The 22,037-nt window shown below is 52.9% G+C and carries 16 protein-coding genes; 10 read left to right on the top strand and 6 right to left on the bottom strand.

Translation table 11 applies throughout. From position 1 onward, the window contains the following. Nucleotides 1-15: 15 nt before the first annotated feature. The 5 genes from IPN28_00715 to IPN28_00695 all read left to right on the top strand — a co-directional run bounded on the left by IPN28_00715 (nt 16) and on the right by IPN28_00695 (nt 11,868). The gene (locus IPN28_00715) at nt 16-744 is read left to right on the top strand and encodes a DUF3137 domain-containing protein (protein ID QQS57372.1); all 729 of its coding nucleotides are present in this window, start codon (nt 16-18) and stop codon (nt 742-744) included. Nucleotides 745-791: 47 nt separating this feature from the next. Further along, complete coding sequence (gene ettA, locus IPN28_00710) at nt 792-2,471, top strand: energy-dependent translational throttle protein EttA (protein QQS57371.1); 1,680 nt, start codon at nt 792-794, stop codon at nt 2,469-2,471. A gap of 199 nt (nt 2,472-2,670) precedes the next feature. Beyond that, nucleotides 2,671-5,652, top strand: a complete 2,982-nt coding sequence (locus IPN28_00705) for a DotA/TraY family protein (GenBank protein QQS57370.1) — start codon at nt 2,671-2,673, stop codon at nt 5,650-5,652. Nucleotides 5,653-5,718: 66 nt separating this feature from the next. Then, nucleotides 5,719-8,559 (top strand): DotA/TraY family protein, encoded by a 2,841-nt coding sequence (locus IPN28_00700; protein QQS57369.1) that lies wholly within the window; start codon nt 5,719-5,721, stop codon nt 8,557-8,559. Between the two features lie 36 nt (nt 8,560-8,595). Beyond that, entirely contained in the window at nt 8,596-11,868 is a 3,273-nt protein-coding gene (locus IPN28_00695; GenBank protein ID QQS57368.1) for a DotA/TraY family protein, read from the top strand. A gap of 139 nt (nt 11,869-12,007) precedes the next feature. Here IPN28_00695 and IPN28_00690 read toward each other — a convergent pair whose 3' ends face one another. From IPN28_00690 to lptF, 4 genes are all read right to left on the bottom strand, one after another. Next, complete coding sequence (locus IPN28_00690; GenBank protein QQS57367.1) at nt 12,008-12,679, bottom strand: ABC transporter substrate-binding protein; 672 nt, start codon at nt 12,677-12,679, stop codon at nt 12,008-12,010. A 108-nt stretch (nt 12,680-12,787) separates the two neighbouring features. Further along, nucleotides 12,788-13,585 carry a VacJ family lipoprotein gene (locus IPN28_00685; protein ID QQS58503.1) on the bottom strand — a complete coding sequence of 266 codons (798 nt, stop codon included), beginning with the start codon at nt 13,583-13,585 and terminating at the stop codon, nt 12,788-12,790. A gap of 205 nt (nt 13,586-13,790) precedes the next feature. Continuing rightward, nucleotides 13,791-14,942, bottom strand: a complete 1,152-nt coding sequence (gene lptG, locus IPN28_00680; protein ID QQS57366.1) for an LPS export ABC transporter permease LptG — start codon at nt 14,940-14,942, stop codon at nt 13,791-13,793. Beyond that, on the bottom strand, nt 14,939-16,084 hold the full coding sequence (lptF, locus tag IPN28_00675) for an LPS export ABC transporter permease LptF (protein ID QQS57365.1): 1,146 nt from the start codon (nt 16,082-16,084) through the stop codon (nt 14,939-14,941). Before lptF ends, lptG begins: the two co-directional genes overlap by 4 nt. A gap of 101 nt (nt 16,085-16,185) precedes the next feature. Between lptF and IPN28_00670 the strand changes: the two genes are divergently transcribed. Genes IPN28_00670 through IPN28_00660 form a run of 3 tightly spaced genes read left to right on the top strand, consistent with a single transcriptional unit; the run spans nt 16,186 to nt 19,215 of the window. Beyond that, entirely contained in the window at nt 16,186-17,691 is a 1,506-nt protein-coding gene (locus IPN28_00670; protein ID QQS57364.1) for a leucyl aminopeptidase, read from the top strand. 5 nt (nt 17,692-17,696) lie between these two features. Beyond that, on the top strand, nt 17,697-18,773 hold the full coding sequence (locus tag IPN28_00665) for a lysine-2,3-aminomutase-like protein (protein ID QQS57363.1): 1,077 nt from the start codon (nt 17,697-17,699) through the stop codon (nt 18,771-18,773). Next, complete coding sequence (locus IPN28_00660) at nt 18,766-19,215, top strand: DNA polymerase III subunit chi (protein QQS57362.1); 450 nt, start codon at nt 18,766-18,768, stop codon at nt 19,213-19,215. Before IPN28_00665 ends, IPN28_00660 begins: the two co-directional genes overlap by 8 nt. Before the next feature lie 45 nt (nt 19,216-19,260). On the opposite strand, the gene IPN28_00655 is transcribed toward IPN28_00660, so the two are convergent. Beyond that, nucleotides 19,261-20,004, bottom strand: coding sequence for a cytochrome c family protein (locus tag IPN28_00655; protein QQS57361.1), 744 nt, complete (start codon nt 20,002-20,004; stop codon nt 19,261-19,263). Between the two features lie 192 nt (nt 20,005-20,196). Here IPN28_00655 and IPN28_00650 point away from each other — a divergent pair, with 192 nt between their 5' ends. Together IPN28_00650 and IPN28_00645 are read left to right on the top strand one after the other, a co-directional pair. Beyond that, on the top strand, nt 20,197-21,063 hold the full coding sequence (locus tag IPN28_00650; protein QQS58502.1) for a prephenate dehydratase: 867 nt from the start codon (nt 20,197-20,199) through the stop codon (nt 21,061-21,063). Between the two features lie 251 nt (nt 21,064-21,314). Next, complete coding sequence (locus IPN28_00645) at nt 21,315-21,512, top strand: hypothetical protein (GenBank protein QQS58501.1); 198 nt, start codon at nt 21,315-21,317, stop codon at nt 21,510-21,512. 7 nt (nt 21,513-21,519) lie between these two features. Here the strand turns inward: IPN28_00645 and IPN28_00640 are convergent, their stop codons facing one another. Next, nucleotides 21,520-21,882, bottom strand: coding sequence for a hypothetical protein (locus IPN28_00640; protein QQS57360.1), 363 nt, complete (start codon nt 21,880-21,882; stop codon nt 21,520-21,522). Nucleotides 21,883-22,037 lie beyond the last annotated feature (155 nt).

Here is a 22,037-nt window from a genome sequence, read left to right as displayed (position 1 = left end):
CCAAAGGTTGCTTTCTTGTTTTTTGAAGATTTTAAATATTCACAAGACGAGCGCTACGGGGGCGGGGGGTTTCTCGGCAGCCTTTATTACTATTTTTTCCGAAAGCCTGAAGATAATCCGCGCAAAGCCTCGCTGCTTGAGTCCAAAATCGTTCCGGGGCACCGGGTTTATCATGCCGATGATGTTTTCGAGGGCACTTGCAAGGGCGTCAGGCTTTTTTTAGCTGATATTACGTTGCGTTCCTATTCCCAGCAAAAGGGCGGTGCCGTCACAGTTTTTCGAGGCTTGTTGATTGGGCTTGATTTGGGAAAGACATCCTTTACTGGACATACAGCCGTTGTTCATAATAAGACCTCATTTCTGGATTCCTCCCATCAACAACTTGCGGGTTTAAAGCGGGTCAAGGTTCCGGCGCCGGAGTTTGAGCGGGTGTTCGACGCCTACGGCACGGATCAGGTGGAGGCGCGGTATCTTCTCGATCCGGCCATGATGGAGCGTCTTATCGCTATCTATAACGAGTTTTCAGGGCAGGGGATGGCGGTCGCCTTTTATAAAAACAAAGTCATGATCCTGATTTCGACTTCGTATAATCCGTTCGAGCCGGATGGACTTTTTACGCCGGCGGGATGCCACCATTCGATCCTGCGCGTCAAAAAGGAATTTGAAAATGTTTTGTCCCTGATTGACAGGCTCAAGCTTTATGATCCACAAAGAGGGGCGCGATTCGAAAATGCGCCTGTGTGACTCGGGTCATGTGACCACCATCTGAACCTTTGGAGACAAGAAAAACCATGGCGTCCTACCAGTATGTTTACGTGATGAACGGGCTGAAAAAAGTCTTTCCGAACGGCAAGAAAATTCTTGAAAACGTGACGCTCAGTTTTCTTCCCGGTGCGAAGATCGGCGTGCTGGGGCCGAACGGGGCCGGAAAATCCACGCTTCTCAAGCTGATGGCCGGGCGGGATAAGGATTTTACCGGGGAGGCGTGGGCCGCCAAAGGGGCGCGCGTCGGGTATCTGGAGCAGGAGCCGCAGCTCGACCCGAGCAAAAGTGTGCATGAGAATGTTATGATTGCGCTTTCCGACATCAAGGCGATGGTGGACCGTTTTAACGAGATCGGCGGGCTGATGGCCGATCCCGATGCCGATATGGACGCCTTAATGGCGGAAATGGGCGAGTTACAGGAGAAAATCGATACGGTGGACGGGTGGGAACTGGACCGGACGATCGAAATCGCTATGGATGCTTTGCGTTGCCCTCCGGGGGATGCGGATATTTCTAAGCTCTCCGGCGGCGAGAAACGACGCGTAGCGTTATGTCGTCTTTTGTTGGAAAAACCTGACCTGCTCCTCCTCGATGAGCCGACGAACCATCTTGACGCGGAGAGCGTCGCATGGATGCAGCGGTTCCTGTCCGAATATAAGGGCACGTTGGTCATGGTGACCCACGACCGCTATTTCCTCGATAATGTCACCGGATGGATTTTGGAAATCGACCGGGGGCAGGCGATACCCTATGAGGGGAATTATTCCACCTATCTTCAGGCCAAGCGCAAGCGTATGGAGCAGGAGCAGCGCGAGGAAGACGCACGTCAGCGGACTTTGAGCCGCGAGTTGGAGTGGATCGGCCAGTCACCGTCTGCGCGGCGCTCCAAATCCAAGGCGCGGATCAGCGCCTATGAGCAGATGCTGGCCGAATCGCAGGATACCCATCAAAGAAAGGCCCAGATTGCCTTTCCGCCTCCGCCGCGGCTGGGCAGCCTCGTCATCGAGGCCAAGCATATCCGCAAGGGATATGGCGACCGGATGCTGATCGAGGATCTCAGCTTCAGCCTGCCGCCGGGGGGCATCGTGGGGGTGATCGGTCCGAACGGGGCGGGGAAGACAACCCTTTTCCGCATGATTACCGGATCGGAGAAGCCCGACGAAGGGTCATTCAAGGTCGGGGACACCGTGGTTCTGGGGTATGTGGATCAGAGCCGGGACAGTCTGGATGCCAACAAGAACGTCTGGGAGGAGATTTCGGACGGGAACGACAATATCAAGCTCGGGAAGGTCGAGATGGCCAGCCGGGCTTATGTTTCGGGCTTTAACTTCCGGGGGCCGGACCAGCAGAAGAAGGTCGGCGACCTGTCCGGGGGGGAGCGGAACCGGGTGCATCTGGCTAAAATGTTGAAAAAAGAGGCGAATGTGATCCTTCTCGACGAGCCGACCAACGATCTGGATACGGAAACCCTGGCGACGCTGGAGGAGGCTCTGGAGGCGTTTGCGGGTTGCGCGGTCATTATTTCCCACGATCGCTGGTTTCTGGACCGTCTGGCGACCCATATTCTGGCGTTCGAGGGTGATTCGCAGGTTGTCTGGTTCGAGGGGAACTATGCGGACTATGAAGCGGACTACAAAAGGCGGCGAGGGCAGGATGCCGATACACCCCACAGAATCCGTTATAAACCGCTGCGCCGAGCCAGCTAAAGTGTTATGGCATATGCGTTTTTACTAAAAAAATGACAAGAAAATGACATAAAAACTCGCATTGCGGCCCTCGTTAATGTTATGATAACTTAAAAATCGCATAAAATGCGGGTAAGTCTGTGGGCGTGGTAAGGAAGCGGTAACGGTATTCGGTGTAACTTGGCTTGTCTTATATATTGTATAGAGTGGTGAGACGATCGTGCAGAGCCTAAGCTTCAAAACCAAAGATGTTGTTTCCTACGCTTTTTTTCCGCGGATCGTGCCGCGAATCAGGTCCGTGTTCTTTTCGGGATTTGGTTATGTCGCTTTCCTGATGGCGCAGATTTACGGTATGGTGCGTTTGCTTCCCTCCCAGCACCCGTACCTACAGCCGTCTAATATTGGTCGTTTTGGGATGTATCACGTTGTTGCGGAAGCGGCGGGTCAGCTAAAATTCTCCAAGAAAAATGTTGATCAGGTTTTTGTTTTCTTTGCGTTGCTTGCTGCGATTATTATCGTGATTTTACAGCTTCTTTTCTTGCTATATGGAATTGCTATCGGTCCGTTTATTAATCCAGCTCATGCTTTTTCCTGGTTTGATAATCCTACGCCCCTGAATGATCTGGCTTTTAATATTTTGAACGATGTCTTCGGCATCAATAATATGTTTTGCTCCTCTTATTTTCCAGGTAACTGTCCGGCTAATAATCCTCCTGTTGCTCCTTTTCCTTTTCATGCGGCCCTTCATGAGCTTTTCAGGTTTTATTCCACGGCTCTGCTTCTGATCGGAACTCTGGTTTTCCTGTATTTTGTTTTTGTGCTTGTTCTTGAAACGGCTGTTACCGGCATACCGTTTGGTCAGCGTTTTCAGCACGTGTGGGTTCCTATCCGCCTTATCGTTGCTGTCGGGCTGCTTATACCTCAGAATTTCGGGATGAACTCCGCTCAGTATATTGTCCTGTATGCGGCCAAATATGGATCTAATATGGCTACGCAGGGCTGGATTGACTTTAATACGGCGATTGCTGCCCATATGCATTTCGGAGGTGGCGGGCCTCTTACGGGGAACCCGACCGGCGAGAGGTATTCTCTTGTTGCGATGCCTCAGGAAGTTGATGTCACTCCAGTCTTTCAGGCTATGACGATCGTCCATTCCTGCGCCTTTGCCTATATGCTTCTTACAGGAAGACCCCCAGGAGAGCCCGCGACACCTTACAATATTACGGACGATTATACTGCTCCTGCTACGAACTTTATGATCAAGCCTTGGCTTGTCAAGAGATTGAGCCCTTGGACTACAGCTGCGGCAAATCTGCCTGCGGCGACGCCCCCTAATCCTGCTATACGGGAGCCGGTCACAAATGCAACAACGCCGACCTATACTGATGCGATCGGCTTTTATTACGGCGGTGATATTGTTATCCGTTTCGGGGAGTATATTACCTATCCCTCTGGTGCGCCGGTCTATAAGGATGACGAGGGTTATGTGGCGCCACTTTGTGGTGATATCCGTATTCCGATTGTAGATCTGAGTGATGTAGGGAACGGTGCAGCCAACGGCGGTCCAGATTATATGCTGGAATTTTATTATACTCTTGTTTTGAATATGTGGTTTAACGATCCGCAGATGCTTCAGTTTGCCCGAACCATGGTTACGGTGAGCGCTCGTCACGCGGAAGCTGTGAACTTTTGCTCTAATGCTGGTGCCTACGCGGGCTTATCGGGTTGCGGTACGCCCGGTTTTCAGGCTTGCGGAACTCCTTGTGAAGAAAACCCTCCTTTCAGCCAGTTTAAGTCCGTAAAAATGGGTGTGCTGCCTCCTGCTCCGGGGGGATACCAGACTTTGGCCAATAACGCCGCAATTCAGGCTTGGGGTCTTTATACTATGAATACTGTCAGTCGGCAGATGACGGCGCAGATTTTTGACAGAGGATGGGCCGGGGCTGGCATATGGTATAATCGCATCGCCGAGGTCAATGGAACTTTTATCAATAGTGTTCGCGCTATTCCTCAGCTGTCTGCTTTTCCTTTGGTTATGGAACAAATCCGAAGTGAGAAGCAGAAGCTTGACTCCGGTGCCTTTGGTCCCAAGGATATGTTTGATCCTACCATCAAGGCGGCGTCCGGGACTGATCCGGCCAAGCTAAAAATAGACAGGGGAGATGCTGAACTTGATCAGATTGGCGTCCCGCTTCAGAATTTATGGTCATACTGGCAGGAGGACAAGCAGACCATTGACCATGAGGAAACTCAGGACGTGTCGAATATTATGGTTAAGGCCATAAATATGATTTTAGGTACTTCCGGTCTTGTCAACATCAGAGGGGCGAATGCCCATATTCATCCCTTGGCCCAACTCGTTGCGGTAGGTAAAGGTCTTATTGATAATGCCGTTGGCCATCTTCTTGCCTCGACGGCCACAGCCTTCATGGGGGGTTTTTTAAGTGTCACCGAGGATAGGGAAATAAAGGCTTTGGGCGGTGCGTTTGAGGTTGTCAGTTCGCTTTTGGAAATTACGGCTTTTGTCGGTATCACTGCCGGGTTTGTTCTTTATTACGTTCTGCCGTTTTTGCCCTTTGTTTACTTCTTTTTTGCCGTGGGTTCCTGGGTGAAGGCCATCTTTGAGGCTATGGTGGCCGTGCCTCTTTGGGCTCTGGCGCATCTTAGAATTGATGGGGATGGTCTTCCTGGTGACGCTGCGTCTAATGGCTATTTTCTTATTCTAGAGATTTTTATCAGGCCTATACTGTCTGTTGTTGGGCTTGTTGCGGCCATTTCTATTTTCTCAACTCAAGTCCGGGTGCTGAATTTGATCTGGGATATGGTTACGGCGAATGTCGCCGGTTTTTCTGACTCCGACATTTTTGCCACTTTGATCGGAAATGATGTGATGTTCAAGGGGACGCCGCTGGATCAGTTTTTCTACACGATCATCTATACGATCGTCTGTTATATGCTGGCGGTTTCGAGCTTCAAGCTGATCGACAAGATCCCTGATAACATTTTGCGTTGGGCAGGATCCGGGGTTTCTTCTTTCGGAGATATCGACCAAGATCACGTCGAAAGTCTTAACCGTTATGTCGCGACTGGAGGGATGACTGTTGGTTCCCAGGCGATCGGTGCCGTCAGGGGGGCTTCTTCAGGCCTTGGTTCTTCTCTTGCACAAATGGTTAAGTCTGAGAAGGGTGCGGCTTCGAGCTAAGTTTTTAAAAGGTTGGATGGTCTAGATATGTTTTTCAGTGCTCTACCCAAAGGCTCATTTCGATATATGTTAATGCCCGAACTTGTTTCGCGGATTAACTTGCTCGTTATGGGCGGTTTCCATTACATTCCTTTCTTTATTGCGCTTGTTTATCAGACCGTTTGGCTCTTGCCTGCCAATCACCCCTATGTAAACCCTGCGAATATCGGGCGTTTTGGTATTCGCCATGTTGTTGCTGAGGCTGCAAATAATCTTGTTTTTGATATGAAAAATATCGACAAGATTATGCTTTTCGTTCTTGTTGCCTTGGGGTTGGGTCTTTTGTTTCTCCAAGTTGTTCTTCTTATTGTTGCCATCGTGTTTCCTTCGGTCCTTGCCTTTCCTGTAAACTGGAATGGGTTCTTCGTTGTGAATCCTATCGCGGATCGTCGTCAGGATCTGGCCTTCATTATGCTTGATATGGTTTTTGGTGTACCTCAGCCGGGAGCTGGCGGAGGAGTTGAGGGATTTTTTGAGTCTTGTATAGGTACTCCGGATATCTGCGAAGATAATTTTGGGACTCCCATCCCTGACACAAATCTTGCTGCCACCCCCGCAGCCGGGGTTGAGGCCAGTATGGATCCTTTAACCACCAATCCTCTGGGAATCTTCCCCTTTCCTATTCATATGGGTCTGCATCGTCTCTTTGCGGTCTACAGTATGGGGTTGCTGGTTATCGCCGTCTTTATTGCCGGGTACTTCATTGCAACCATTCTGGCTGAAACTGCCCAGAGCGGGACTCCTTTCGGACGCCGCTTTAACAAGATGTGGGCGCCGATCCGCATCGTGATGGCCTTCGGCCTTCTGATCCCTCTTAATGTTGGCATAAACTCTTCCCAGTATATGGTTCTTTTTGCCGCAAAATACGGGTCTGCTTTTGCTACCAACGGATGGAAGTATTTTAACGATACGCTGACTGTTAATTATCTGGGTGGCGCAAGGGATCTTGTCGCTCTTCCCGCCTTGCCGGAACTGGGCAGCATCGGCCATATGCTCTTTGTTGCGCGTACCTGCCGTTTTGCATATGAGTATGCCCGTGGGGCTCCCACAGGCTCTGTAGTTCCGACTTCGAGGTCGACTTCAGGCGCTCCTGACATCCGTATGTATCATATCCTTGCCCAGGGTACTCCGGGCAACAATGCGTATGAAGTTGATGCTGCCTACACTTATGACACTGCACAAGATAACGCCCAGGATCTAGCCACGACGTTGACGTTTCGTTTCGGTGAGAGGGATGTCGTCGAATACGCCAGCGAAGCCGGTCATGTCAAACCATTTTGCGGAGAAATCCAGCTGACCCTGGCCGACCCCCGCAGGCGCTCGGATGCCATTCCGCCAGAGCCGGGTCCGGCGATTGTTCAAGAGTACTTCTTTAATGTTGTCAAGAATATGTGGCTTCATAGCGGTGCGGCCAATCTTGATGCCTTCCAGAACGGCGCTGTGACCGGTGCAGGTGATCGAGCGGATGCCTTGGCTTGGACTCGCTTTAACAGAACCGGCCCACCTCCTGGTCCCTTGCCTGATATCCAGTATGTCGCCGAGGTCACTCAGAATATTCACGATTGGATGCTGGTTGAAGCGCAAAACGCCGTTACTGCACAGATTGCCTCTGGACGCTGGGTGGGGTCTTGGACTGGTGTTGGTCCGTTGTACAGAAAGGGCTGGGCGGCTGCCGGTATCTGGTACAACCGTATCGCCGAGATGAACCACCCCATCACGATCTCCGTTCGCGCACTTCCAGCCATGTCTCTTTATCCTGAGCTTATTGAGCAACTCATAGACAGGAAGGGCCAGTACAACAATTCCACATCGTCCCTTGAAATCATGAAGCCCAATCTTGCGGGGGTGGACGATGGGCAGACTTTGTTGGCTGCAGAAGACGGACAGGAGATTGCGGCTGTCATCAATGAGGGGTTCCAGACGTGGGCCGCTGCTTTGGGAACGACAAGAACCAAGGCCACCGGTAATCCGTTTATTGATGTGATCGTCAGCATTCTCGGTACTAACGGATTGTACGATCTTAGGAGGAATCCAACGACACATCCTCTGGCTCAGCTGTCTAGTGTGGGCCGCTCTCTGGTCGAGAGTTCCGTTCGCACTATCGGCTATGGTCTTCTTACTTCTGTTGCCGGTATCGGCGCCAATTTGACTGGAACTGTGGCTGGCGCGAAGTTTGGAAAGCTCGCTTCTGTCGCTGCTCAGTTTATGTTTACTGTTGCGATGCTTGGTATGACTGCGGGGTTTGTGCTGGCTTATATTGTGCCATTCCTTCCCTTTATTTATTTCTTTTTCGCTGTAGGGGGTTGGATCAAAGGTATCTTTGAAGCCATGGTTGGGGCACCACTCTGGGCCTTGGCGCATATTCGTATTGACGCACAGGGATTATCAGGCAATGCCGCCCTTAACGGGTATTTCCTTATATTTGAAATTTTCCTTAGGCCTATCTTGTGCGTTTTTGGCCTTCTTGCAGCTATATCCATCTATGCGGCTCTGGTCGATGCCCTTAACATTACCTTTGAATTGGCTGTCGCCAACCTTGGTGGTTTTAACGTTGCTGCTGAAGTTGCGGCTGCGCCGCCTAATAATTTTATCGACTGGATGCGCGGTCCGATTGATGAGTTTTTCCTTACGGTCATTTATGCCATTCTGGTTTATATGATGGGTATGTCTTCTTTTAAACTGATTGATACTATACCCAATAATATTCTTCGCTGGATGGGGCAGACCGTCGCCACGTTTGGTGATCTGCGGGAAGATGCTGCGGCTGGTCTGGTCGGCAAAGCTGCTTTCGGTGCACAACAGGTTACCGGAAAGCTTGGAGGCGCTCTTGGCGGTTTTGCGAAGCTGGGTAGCCCTGCTGGCAGGTAGTTTGCAATATGTTTGCTGTTATTTGGTGATTTGGGAATGATAAGAAAGAGGAGAGCTTTAGGGTTTTTTTTGCTCCCGGGGTTGATTCCCAGGGTCTCTGAGCTGTTCTCATCAGGGTTTAGTTATGTCGCCTCTCTTATCGCTGTCATTTACGGCAATTCCGGTCTCTTGCCTGCGGGACACCCTTACCTTAAGTATGATAATTTTGGGAGATTCGGCATTCGCCATGTTATCGCGGAGGCTTCTAATAATCTTGTCCTTGACCGTAAGCACCTAGACCAGCTTGTTATTCATCTCATCATTATATCCGGCATGGTTATGCTGGTTATTCAGGTTTGTCTGGCTTTATTATCCGTGGTGTCCTTTTCCGTGTTTGCTTTGCCGCCACCCGGAACCGAACCGTGGCCGCCTTACGGCGCTTTGTTTGGCACTCCTTTCGATTGGAACACTATTTTTATAAACCCCCATCCCAGATACGGACCTGATCAGGATTTGGCTTTTATTGTCCTTGATCGTGTTTTCGGCATCATGGATTTTAACGGTGTGGGGGGGTTTTTCGGTTCGTGTTACTCAACGGCTGTTGTCTGCGAGGACATGAATGAATTTCCAGCTGCGGACTCCGTTGCTTTTCCTGAGCCTTTTCACAGGGCTCTTCATCAGTTTTTTGGCTTTTATACTCTTGGGATAGCCTTCTTATCCCTTATCGTTATTATTTATTTCATTGTCGCGATTGTGGGTGAGAGCATCGTGACCGGGCGTCCTTTCGGTCAGCGGTTTAATAAGGGGTGGTTTATTCCCCGCCTTATTGCCTTTTTTGCGCTTATTGCTCCGATGAACATGGGGCCAGGGGGCAATAACGTCGGTATCAATGCCGCACAGTATATTACTCTTGGGGCTGCCTACTTTGGTTCCAATATGGCTACAAATGCGTGGAACGGTGTTTTTGTTCCTGTTGCCTTGAATAATGATTCTTTTGTCAATTCATTGTCGGGATCTCGAACTGAGACTTTGATCGCCATTCCTAACGCCCCGGAGTTGGGGACTCTTACGCAGTTTTTCTTCGTCGCCCGTCTTTGTATGTTGGCGGAGGAGCTTATGTATAATAGGACCAATGCGAATTTTGGTATGTATATTGTCCGGGAGAATCGTCCGGGTCTCTCGGATGTTCCTTTCGGAGGTCCGTTTGCCGGCGTGCTTGCCGGTGGGAATACTATGCAGTACATGAACGGCAATACTTTCGAGGATATTGTTGGTTTTTCTCGTTACAGGACTATTATTATCCGTTTCGGCCATTTCAACCCTCCGGGCGGTGTGGCGGGGGATCCTGACGATCCGCCGGACGCTTATGATGCAGAAACCGGATACGTCAAGCCCGTTTGTGGAGAGCTCACTCTTGCCCCGACTTCGCCAAAAGGAAATCAGGTCAGCACTGATATATCCACCACTGGTATTTCTACGGGTGCTGGCGCTCCCGGTCTTGAGATCGATCCCCATAGTTACAATATCGGCGGTGGTATGGCCGGTAACAGGGTTATGGGTATTACGGAGTTTTATTACGAATTTTTAGAGCAATATATGGTTCAAGACCCGTTCTTTGATGAGTTGGCCACCTGTATGCTTAAGTCCATTCTTCCTTATGATCACGATTCGAGTTGTGTTGATATCCGGTTTACGCGCCATTCAACGGATCCTAATGCGCCTTTTCCTGAGTCTCGATGGTCTAACGAGAATGTCGTCAAGAAAAATATGAACTTTTACAATAACAGTATTAAAGCTGTGATGACTGGTCTTTGGATGCAACCCAACGAGCCAGCGGGTGAAGATTTTTTCCTTATCCCCAGTTCCAGTGGTGCTTACCTCCCTCGTGGCGTCTGGACTGGCGCAGACGGGCCTGCCGGTGTTTTGGCCGGGCTTAATATTCCGAATATACCGCCGACATTCAATAACTTTGTCACCCAGATGCGCCTGAAGTATGAGTTTAATCTCCCTCCGGCTATTGACCGTTTGGGGTGGGCAGGGGCCGCTCTTTGGTATAACGAGATCGCCAACGTCAACGGGCAGTTCATGTCGGCGGTCCAGAACCTTCCGAAGCCGACTAAATACCCGTTGATTATGGAAGAAATAGCCAACCAGCATAAAATGGTCGATACGAACCCTTCCTTCAAGAATCGTTTTAACCCGCTTTTGCAAAATGGACGTCTTGCCACTTTACCTCGGCCCGGGGACCAGTATATCGCTGCCGCTCTCTATTCTGGTTTCATGATGTGGGGCAGGGATTCCGTTCAGACAAGTACGCATACACGGCAAACCGGAAACAGTTTTATGGATGTCGTCAATATGATTTTCGGCACGGAAGGTCTTTATAATCTTCTTGAAGGTATGCAGATTGGTGATGCCCCAGATGGGCGTACCCTTAATGTCCATCCTCTTGCCGCTCTTAGTTCCATGGGCAAGGGCATCCTTGATGCTTCTCTGCGCAATCTCATGATCGGCCTTGTCGGGCAAGGGATCGGAGAAATTTTCGGAGACGACATTATTGGTCCTGCAGGCAAGCTTATCGGTGATATCGCCGGTCGTTTTGCCTTGATCGGTGTTTCTATCGGATTTGTTCTCTATTATGTCCTGCCTTTGCTGCCGTTTATCTACTTTTTCTTCGGTTTCAGCGGGTGGGTCAAAAGCATCTTCGAAGCTATGGTCGCTATGCCTCTTTGGGCTTTGGCCCATATAAAGATTGATGGTGAGGGGCTTCCTGGGCCTTGGGCGACTAACGGATATTTTCTTTTATTCGAAATTTTTCTTAGACCGACCCTTATGATTTTCGGGCTGATCGCCAGTATTATCCTTTTCACCGCGCTTGTTAACGGTCTTAACGATACCTTTCATCTGGTGGTGCTTAACGCCACGGGTTATGACATCGAGGCTAACCTTTACATGCAGACTGCACAGTTGCCGAATTCTAATCCTACGGGCGTTGAGAACACGATCGATTATATCCGTGGGCCGCTTGATGAGTTCATGTTTACGGTCATGTATGCCATTATTGTGTATATGCTTGCCTTGGCCAGCTTTAAAATGATCGATCAGGTGCCGAACCATATTTTGCGATGGATTGGGGCTACGGTCAGCACGTTCCAGGAGAGAGCTGGCGATCCTGCAGGAGAGTTGACAGGAAAAGTTTACCGTGCAGGTGAAATTACGCGCGCCCAACTTATGGAGATGGTCGGAAGCCTTCGTGGCTGGCGCGGAATGACGGTTGCGGAAACGGATATCGCTCTTGGAGGCGCGAGCTCAGGTCCTAAGCCTCGTTAATATTTTTTTCAGGATATCTGAATGATTTTATTCGCTACTACAGGCGTGGCCTGTGGTTTTTTTTGTGTTTTAGATATTGCCATGAGAAAAAATGCGAGGTACGCGGTCTTCCTCGCCAGAGTCGTCAAAAAGAAAGCCGCTATTTTTTCCGCAGCATCGCCAGAAGCGATTCCAGATCGCCGCCGCCGCGCTGGATGACGGAGGCAAAGTCCGAGCGCTGGGTCAGGGCCATGCTGACACCCTCGACGATGATGTCCACCACCTTGAACTTGCCGTTCTTCTGGCGGACGCGCCAGTCGATGATGATGGCCTGTTCTCCGGCCTTGGGGACCAGAACGGTGTTGACGATTGAATCAGTGTTCGTGCCGTCCTTGCGGGCTTTCTTGACCTCCAGCGTCTGGCCGTCATATTCCTTGAAGCGGGCGGTATAGACGCGCACGATCATTTCATTGAACAGTTTCTGATATTCCTTTTTCTGGGCGTCGGTGGCCGTCTTCCAATGGCGGCCGAGGGCAAAGCGGCCGATTGTCTCCATATCGAAGTTATCGTTCAGAAGCTTGCGGAACTCACTCTCCCGCTTGGTCTGGGTCAGGGATTTGTCGGACAGGAACCCGATACCGCGTTTGGCGATTTCATCGATGAGGGTTTTGGAGCCAAGGCTCAGCGCGTCGTCGGGTTCGGCCTTTATGGCGATTACAGAGGGCAGGCTCGTGTCCTGAAGGGGCATATTGCCTGTTACGGCCTGTGCAGATGTTCCGCTTAAAAGCGCGATTGCGAGAAAACCCAAAACAGGAATAGATTTATTCAGCACCAGCCAACTCCTTACAAAAAACCCTTAACTATTATTCGTATATTCGAGCATCGTTCCTTCTATAAACCAAAAAGGCCGCCTGAATAATAAAAAAATGGGTGTTTTTGCCTAATCTTCCTCAGCATAATCAGGAATGGCCGGGGTGGTGTAGCCTTCGCCCAAGCCCTGATCCTTTACCAAAGCCTCACGGCTCTGGTAGTAGATGCTACGCGTGGCCGCGTAGGGATCGAGGGAGTTCTCGCGGATGTCTTTCAAGGTATCGTAGAGAGATTCGCGGATATCCAGATATTCCGTTCCCAGCTTTGCGTAGTACAAATCTTCGTGGTCGATGTTAAACAGATGCCAGCGGACCGGGTCGGCCATTCCGTCTACGAAATAACCTGAATAGTCGCGCAGGGAGGAGGGGCCGAGCATGGGGACCACCATGTAGGGGCCGTGATCGATGCCCCAGACGGCCAGAGTCTGCCCGAAATCCTCGCCTTCGTATTCGATGCCGTTATAGCTGGCCAGATCGACGAGACCGCCGATTCCCACGGTTGTATTAATCGCGGCGCGCAGGGCGCAGTTTTTCGCGCCCTCAAGATCGCCCTGTAAAAGCTGGTTGGCCAGAATCACCGGGGATTTGAGGTTCCGAAGGACGTTCCTGACGCCCTTGCGGGCCAGGCGAGGGGTCACAAAACGGTAGCCTTTAACAACCGGATTGACGATTACATCATCAAAATGCTGGTTAAAATTGAACATGAAGCGGTTATAGCCCTCATAGGGGTCATAGATTTCGAGGTCGTCCTCGATGATCGTTGCCTTTTCGGTGGAGGCGCATGAGACCAGCGCCAGGCCCGAGAGGAGGATTAACGAGAGTTTTTTGAAGGGCGAGGCGCCCGCCCCTGCTTTGGAATTATTCGACATTATCATGCTCATCGTGAAGAGATTTTTGAACTCTTAATCTTTATAACAGCCATGGATTATTAATGCGTTAACGCAGAATCAGGAAAAGCGGATTATTCTTTAAGGGAAAAGTTTAGTGATTCTTTACCGCCAGACAAGGTCTAACATTACGGGCGCCGCATATTATTCCAAATAAGTGTCGTATTTTTGCCATGCTTTCGCTGTTTCAGCCGTCTTCCTTGTTCAGCATGGCGCTGAGGCCCAGCAGGAAGCAGATGAGCGCCGGGGACCATGCGGCCAGAAGGGCCGGGATTTGACGGGAGGTGCCCAAGGCCTGCAGGAAATTGGAGAGAAAAAACACCAGAAAGCCGATGAAAACACCGAGAACGATCAACAGAAACCCCCCCTTCATGCGGGGCGGGCGCATCGAGACTGCGGCCGCCAGAAGGATCATGGCGGCGTACATCAGGGGCTGGGATAGAAGGTTATGGTAATAAACGCGCAGGGGGGCGGCATCGAAGCCTGTTTCCTCCAATGTGCTGATATAGCTAGGGAGTTTCCAGAAGGACATGCTGGCCGGGGAAGAAAAGCTTTCCTCGATATCCTCACGGGTCAGGCCGGTGGGTAAATCGAATTCATCCTGACTGACGGGCAGAACCGTTCCCCTGTCATAAATCCGGGTGCTTTTCAGATGCCAGTAGCCTTCGGCCAGAACCGCTTCCTGCGCGTGGACGCGCTTGAGGAAGTCATTCTGTTCAGTAAAATAAAGGACCGTGATGTTCTGCAGCGTCCATTCCGGCAGTTTGATCTTGCGGGCATGGAAAATGACGTATCCGGGGACGAGTTCGGAGGGAGGCGCCGCTGCGCTGCTCTGTTCCCCCTCGTTCTGCAGATACACGGCCTGCCGGAGCCAGAGACCCTCCTGAAAGACCGCAATTTCGTCCTTTTGATTGCTTAGCAGGCTGTTTTGGAGCTGGTCGTATTTCTGGACGAAAACCGAGCCGACGGGGTTGATGACTGTCATCTGGAGAAGGCCGAACAGAACGGCGGTGCCGATGACGGGGGTCAGGAACTGCCAGACGGAGAAGCCTGAGGCGCGGACCACAATCAATTCATAGCGGCGGGTGAGTTGCCAGAAGGTGAACATGGCGCTGAACAGGACCGCGAAGGGGAGCATGAGCTGGCTGACTTCGGGGAGCTTGAAAAAGCTCATTTTCAGAATCACTCCCAAAGAGACATCCGGCTTGTCGGCGGCGCGGCGCAGAAGCTCGATCGTGTCAAAGAGGTAAATAAGGGCCATTAGCGCGGCGATCAGCACCAGCAGGTTCAGGACGTAATATTTCGCCAGATAGCGGCTGAGGGTCGGGGTCAGTTTCATGCCAGCTTCCCGCCCGCCAGTCCGGCTTTTCCGGGGATCAGGAATTTTCGCCTCAGGGCTTCGCCCTTCGGGCTCAGCATCAGAAGGCCCAACGCTATCGGGGCGAGTGCAATCAGGTAGCGCAGGGGGATCCCAGACAAGGTGTCTTTTGTCATATTGTCAGCGGCCATGGAGAGGGTCTGCAGCAGGACGATCAGCCCTACAGCCAGAATAATTCTGCGGCTCTGGCCGCGTCTTTCGGTTTCGCCCAGCAGCAGGCAGTTCAGGGCGATCAGAACAAAAGAGATGGCCAGAAGAGGCGCTGTGACCCGGCGGTGAAGTTCAATGATAAATTCACGGGCGCTTTTGCGGTCACGTTCGTTCGCCGGATCGGGGTTAAGGAGTTCGTTGATCGTGCGTTCATCGGGTTCCTGCCAGCGGGTGCGGGTGGCCGTGCCGGTGGGGACATCAATCGTGTATTTTTCGAAATCGAGACGTTGCAGAATCGAAGTCTTGAGATCGAATTCCTGGCGGGAGCCCTCGTATACCACGACCTGCTGACCGTCCTCAGAAGCGACGATCTGGCCGCGTTTGGCGAGGATGGTGGACGGGCCTTTTTTGCTGTCCCGCGTATCGTAGATCATCAGGCCCGCGAGATCGCCGAGACTGTTTCTCTTATGGATGTAAACGGTCAGTCCCTTGCCGACCTGATTGAAGACGCCCTCGCGGAACATATAATTAGAGAGTTCGGTGGTGAGGCTGAGGCGCATCAGCTGCATCCGGTTCAAGGAGGCGGGGGCAATCCACAGGGCGTTGATCCAGAGGAAGATCGTAATCAAGCCTGCCAGAAGCAAGGCGGGTTTCGAGAGGCTCATCGGCGAATGGCCAACAGCGCGAATGGCGACCAGTTCTGAATCCAAAGTCATCTTGTTGTAGATAAACAAGGTCGCGGTCATCAGGGAGAGGGGCAGGATGACCTCGAAGAAACGCGGCAGGGCCAGAAGGGTCAGGAGCCAGAGCGAACCGCCCGAGGTATTGGATTCCAGAATGATTTCCAGAAAGCGGAGCGACTGGGTCAGGAAGATGATGAAGGTCAGCGTGACCGCCACGAACGCGGTGCCGATGAGCAGGTTGCGGAAAATATAGCGTTCAAAAATCTTCATGACATCCGTTTATTGGCATTGGCCCATGCTGCGGAAATGCTTATAGTAGCCTGATTTTTCGTGGAACTCTAACAGCATCTTCCATGCGCCGGGGCACATTCATGACGTTTGATATCACATTTTCCAAGACCTCCAAGAAAAAAGCGGAGGCTCTCGTTCTTTGCGTTGGTGCTGCCAAGGCTCTGGCTGTCGGCGGAGAGACTCTCGATAAGGAAACGCGCAGCTTTGCGGAGCGGGCGCTGGAGAAAAGCCCCTCTTTCAAGGGCAAGGCGGGGCAAACGCTGGTGAGTCTGCTTCCCGCGAAGGCGTCTTATGATCGGTTGATTCTTCTGGGTGTAGGGGAGGCGGAAAAATTCAACGCGCAGGAGGCAGAGAAGGCCGGGGGCAAGCTTTACGCCGCGCTGGACGGGGCGGGGATCAAAGGTGCTGAGTTGATTGTCGGCGGGGTTGCGGATGAGGCGATTGCTGCGGCGCATCTCGGGGCCGGGGCCAAATTGCGTTCCTACCGTTTCGAGGTTTACAAGTCGGAGAAGGCAGACGATGAAAAGACGCCCAAGCCCGAGCGGCTTTACATCGTCACGGGTGCAGAGCGCGAGGCCGAGAAAATCTTCAAGCGCGAGAGCCAGACGATCAAGGGCGTGTTTTTTGCCCGCGATGTGGTGAACGAGCCGCCGAACGTGATTTACCCCTACGCCTATGCCAACCGGATCTACGAGGAACTCAAGCCGCACGGCATCGAGATCGAGATTCTGGACGATAAGAAACTCAAGAAGCACGGGTTCGGGGCGTTGCTGGCGGTGGGGCAGGGGTCGATCAATCCGCCCTGCGTTGTTGTGATGCGCTGGATGGGGCTGGGCAAGGAGAGCAAGGCCAAGCCGGTCGCGCTGGTCGGGAAGGGCGTGACGTTCGATACGGGCGGGATTTCGCTCAAGCCCGGCCTTGGCATGGATGAGATGAAGATGGATATGGGCGGATCGGCGGCGGTGGTCGGCACGATCAAGTCGCTGGCGCTGCGGAAAGCCAAGGTCAATGCGGTGGGGATTATCGGGGTGGTTGAAAATATGCCCTCCGACCGGGCGTACCGTCCGGCGGATATCCTGACCTCCTATTCGGGCAAGACGATCGAGGTTTTGAATACGGACGCCGAGGGGCGGCTGGTGCTGGCGGACATCCTTTCCTATGTGCAGAAGCTCTACAAGCCGCAGGTCATCGTCGATCTGGCGACCTTGACCGGGGCGATGATCGTGGCACTGGGGCATGAATATTGCGGCACGTTCGTCAATAACGACACGCTTTGGGCGGAACTGGATTCCTCGGCCAAGGCGGTGGGCGACAAGCTGTGGCGGATGCCGCTGGATGAAGTCTTCAAAAAAGAGATGGAAAGCGATACGGCGGATTTGCAGAATATCGGCAAGTCGGGGCGCGATGCCGGTTCCTGCACCGCGGCGGGGTTCCTGTGGCACTTCATCGAGGGGGATACGCCGTGGGCGCATCTGGATATTGCCGGAACCGCCTGGATCAAGAAGGACCGCGAAACGACGCCCAAATTCGGCACCGGATTCGGTGTGCGCCTGCTGGACAGGTGGATCGCGGATCATTATGAATAATCACTATGATCGTTACCAAGAAAACGCGTTATAGGACTGCTGCCGATTTGACAGAGGCCGGATTGATTCCGGCCTGCGATTCCCATGTCTATGCCGAATTGTCCGGTCACTATGCGGTCGGGGTGACGGCTCAGGTCGTGGCGACGATCCAGAATACCGCTCATCCGGCGCACGATCCGGTGGGGCGGCAGTATCTTCCGTCCGCTGCGGAACTTGAGATTTCCGCCGAAGAACTGGCCGATCCGACGGGGGATGCGGTTCACAGTCCGGTCAAGGGAATCGTGCATCGTTACCCGGACCGGGTTCTGCTCAAGATTTCCAAACTCTGCGCGGTTTACTGCCGTTATTGTTTCCGGCGGGAAATGGTGGGGCCGGGGCAGGAAGCGTTTACGGATGACGATCTTGAGGCGGCGCTGGCCTACATTGAATCCACTCCGGCGATCTGGGAAGTCATCCTGACCGGGGGGGATCCGCTGGTTCTTTCGGCGCGGCGGCTGGAGGAGGTTTTGACTCGTCTGAACCGGATCAGCCATGTTCAAGTGGTGCGGATTCATTCGCGTGTGCCGATTGCCGATCCCGAAAGACTCACCGATACGGTGTGCGGCGTTTTGAAAAATTCCCTCAAGCCACTCTATCTGGTCGTGCATATCAATCACGCGCAGGAGATTACGCCGGAGGTCGAATTGGCTCTGGCGCGGCTGCGGGCGGCGGGGTGCAGTCTGCTGTCACAATCCGTTTTTCTGAAAGGCGTAAATGATGACCCTGTTGTTCTGGAGCAGTTGTTCCGACGGCTGATCGGGTTGCACGTCAAACCCTATTACCTGCATCATCCCGATCTGGCGAAGGGGACCGGGCATTTTCGGGTCAGCATCGAGCGGGGGCGCGAAATCATGAAGGCGTTGCAAGGGCGGCTCTCGGGCATCTGCCTGCCACGCTATGTTCTGGATATTCCCGGCGGGTACGGCAAGGTTCCGGTCGAACATAACTATGCGGTCTTGCAGGATGACGGGCGTTATGTGATTGAGGATATTGATGGAAATTCTCATCTCTATCCTCCGGTGACGGAGGAGAAGCGTGGCTGAGGTGCGGTTCTATCATCTGCAGAGCCAGCGGCAGGAGGATGCCCTGCCCTCCCTGATCTCCAAGGCGCTGGAGGGTGGGCATCGGCTGGTGGTGCGGCTCAGGGATGAGGCGCAGGTGGCGCGGATCAACGAGCATCTCTGGACCTTCCGGCCGGAGAGTTTCATTCCGCACGGCAGCGCGAAGGACGGGAACGCCGCGCTTCAGCCTGTGTGGCTGACGCATCTTAACGATAATCCCAATCAGGCAACCGTTCTGATCGTCGGGCAAGGGGCGGAGGCTTCGTTTGGAGATGAGATCTCCGTGGCCTGCGAAATGCTGGACGGGGGCGATGATGAGGCAGTTGGTGCAGCGCGGGCGCGCTGGAAAGCCTATAAAGAAGCCGGTCATACCGTCACCTACTGGCAGCAGAATGAGCGCGGTGGGTGGGAGAAAAAGGGCTGAAGCCCTGCGGTTTCAGCCCCCTTAAACTTCAGATTTTCCTGATGATCAATGCGCGGTGGCTTTTTGCACGGGTTCCGGTGCGGCTTCGGTTTTTTCCGCCGGATTTTCCGCAGGCGTTTCGGCGGGTTGCTCTGCCGGAGGCGCTGTTTCCGGGGGTGTTGCACCATCGGCGGGCGGTGTGGCTTCCGGGGCTGTGGCGGCTTCTGCCGGAGGGGCGCTGGCGGCCTGTTCGGTGGCGATTTCCGCTTCGTTCGGCAGGGCGGCGGGGCTATCGGCCAGAGTTCTGAGCCAGGCGATGATCGCGGCGCGGTCCTCGACCTTCTTCAGGCCGACATAATTCATTTTCGTACCAGGCATATATTTCTTGGGCTTGGCGAGGAACTGGTTCAAAGACGCATAGTCCCAGTTGCCGGGCATATCCTTGCAGGTCGGAGAGTATTCGAACCCAGCCGCGCTGCCCTTGTCGCGGTTGACGACATCCCAGAGGCTTGGTCCCTGCTTGGCGGGGCCGCCCTTTTCAAAGGAGTGACAGGCGGCGCAGGCCTTGGAGAGCTTGGCGCCCTTTTCGATATCGGCGGAGGCCAACAGGGCCAGAATCGGCTCGGGCGGCTTGTCTGCGGCCGGGGTTCCGCCGTGGTCGCCGTCTTCGGCGGCGCCCTCTATGGCGACGGCTTCCTTTATCAGGGCTTCGGGGTGGACGGCCTGCCTGGCGATGAAGCCGGAGAGCATGGCGACAATTCCGGCCACAAGGACAGCGGCGAAGATTTTATTGAATTCAAAGCTGGACATTTTTTCCTAAACTCGTTTTCCTAAATCCGGTGGTTTTGAGTGAACGCGGGTGTCGCCCGCAGGCTTTTTAAGAGGATAGCATCTTGAAAGCCTTTGTCGACACCGTTATACGCTTTGCTTATAGTCGTTCAACCGAAAAGTGATATGACTTTTGTCAAATTTAGTCCTGCATACAAGGATACTGTGCCGAATATGAAAAACCCCCAATCCATCGCCTTTCAGGGCGCTCCCGGCGCCTTTTCGGATATGTCGTGCCGCGCCGTTTTTCCCGGGGTGAAAACGGTGGCCTGCGATTCTTTCAACGAGGCTTTCGCGGCCGTGAGCGAGGGGCGCACCGATCTGGCCATGATTCCGATCGACAATACGATTGCGGGGCGGGTGGCGGATGTGCATCACCTGATGCCTGCGGGGGATCTGTTCATCATCGGGGAGCATTTCCAGCCGGTCAACATGATGCTGCTGGGGGTCAAAGGTACGAAAATCGCTGACCTGAAGTATGTCCACAGCCATGTCCATGCGATCCCGCAGTGCCGGAAGTTCATTCAAAAACTCGGGATTACGCCGCGCATCCATGCGGATACGGCGGGAGCGGCCAAGGAAATATCCGAAATGAACGACAAGCAGCACGGGGCCATCGCTTCGGCGCTTGCTGCGGAGATTTACGGGCTGGATATCCTGGAGCGGGATATCGAGGACCGCCAGCATAATACCACGCGTTTTCTGATTCTGGCGCCCGAGCCGCATATCCCCGAGCTTGCCGAGGGCGGGGATGTGGTCACCAGCCTGTTTTTCGAGGTCCGCAACATTCCGGCGGCGCTGTATAAGGCCTTGGGAGGGTTCGCCACGGCGGGGCTGAGCCTGACCAAGCTGGAATCCTATGTGGATGAGACGTTTCAGGCCGCGACCTTTTATTGCGATATTGAGGGGCATTATGAAAGCCATGCGTTTCAGTTGGCGGTCGAGGAACTCGGTTTTTATGCGAAGGATGTGCGGTTTCTGGGGACTTATCCCGCGCATCCGTTCCGGCGGCGCTTCGGCAAGGATTTGACGGAGCTTTAACCAATTTTTAGCGGAAAGGCCCGTGGCTTTTTATTCAAATCGTGTTAACCTCACGTGTGTTAGAGTGCCTAGAGGCCTGTTATAAAAGACTTTAGAAGGAAACCCGTCTTATGCCGACCCATGCCGAACTGGCCAGCAAGCTTTTGACCGATGCCGCAACTTTTTTCCGTACACTGGCCAGCCAGAACCGGAATATCGAAAAGCAGATGACGGATAACGCCAACGTGTTCGAGAAGATTTCGGTTCTCGTGGTGCAGCAGCCCTATGGAAAGCTCGACGATACGCCCCATGCGGTGCTGGCGGGGCGCCTTCTGAAGGATGCCGCCGGGTTTTTCCGCAAGCTGGGCGAACAGAACAAGCCGATTCAGGACCAGATGAACGAAAACGCGAATGTCTACGATCAGATGGCCGATCTGGTGATGCAGAATCCTCTCGGTATTCTCGATTAATTGTTTTTCAGACGTAGAAACCCACTACAATCAGGATCAGCGTAAACAGGCTCAGGGCGATATAAAGCGCCCGGAAGAGCAGGTGTTCGGTCAGGATTTCGTCGCCTTCTTCCCCAAAAATCCTGAAGGTTTCCCCGATATGGCGGTTGGCGAGGCGGTCGAAGACTTTGCGTTTGATCTCCACCTTGGGATATTTACAGGTCAGGTAGAGGATTTCCGCCTTCTTGAGGGCCGTTTCGGGGCAATCCGTGGTCGCGGCACGTTCCCAATGGGATGTGCGGCGGTCATCGTTGGCCGGGTGGTGGATATAGACGCTATACTCCACGTTTTGCGGCGCGTTCCGGTTTTTCATTTCAGATCGGGTTGTCATAGTCTTAAATACTCTAAAAAATCTAATTATTGAAAATGGCTTAAATAATCATTAACCTTTTGGATTGTAGACTCTAATCGTTAATAAAGCGTTAACGCTGTTTTATTCCCCGCCTTTAACCTTTTGCGCTTGGGCCGTTGCGGTTTAGGGGTGAA

This window comes from Alphaproteobacteria bacterium, from assembly GCA_016699735.1.
Classification (GTDB): domain Bacteria; phylum Pseudomonadota; class Alphaproteobacteria; order Micavibrionales; family Micavibrionaceae; genus JAGNKE01.
The sequence above is the reverse complement of the archived record's forward strand: the minus strand, read 5'-3'. Positions and strand labels throughout refer to the sequence as shown.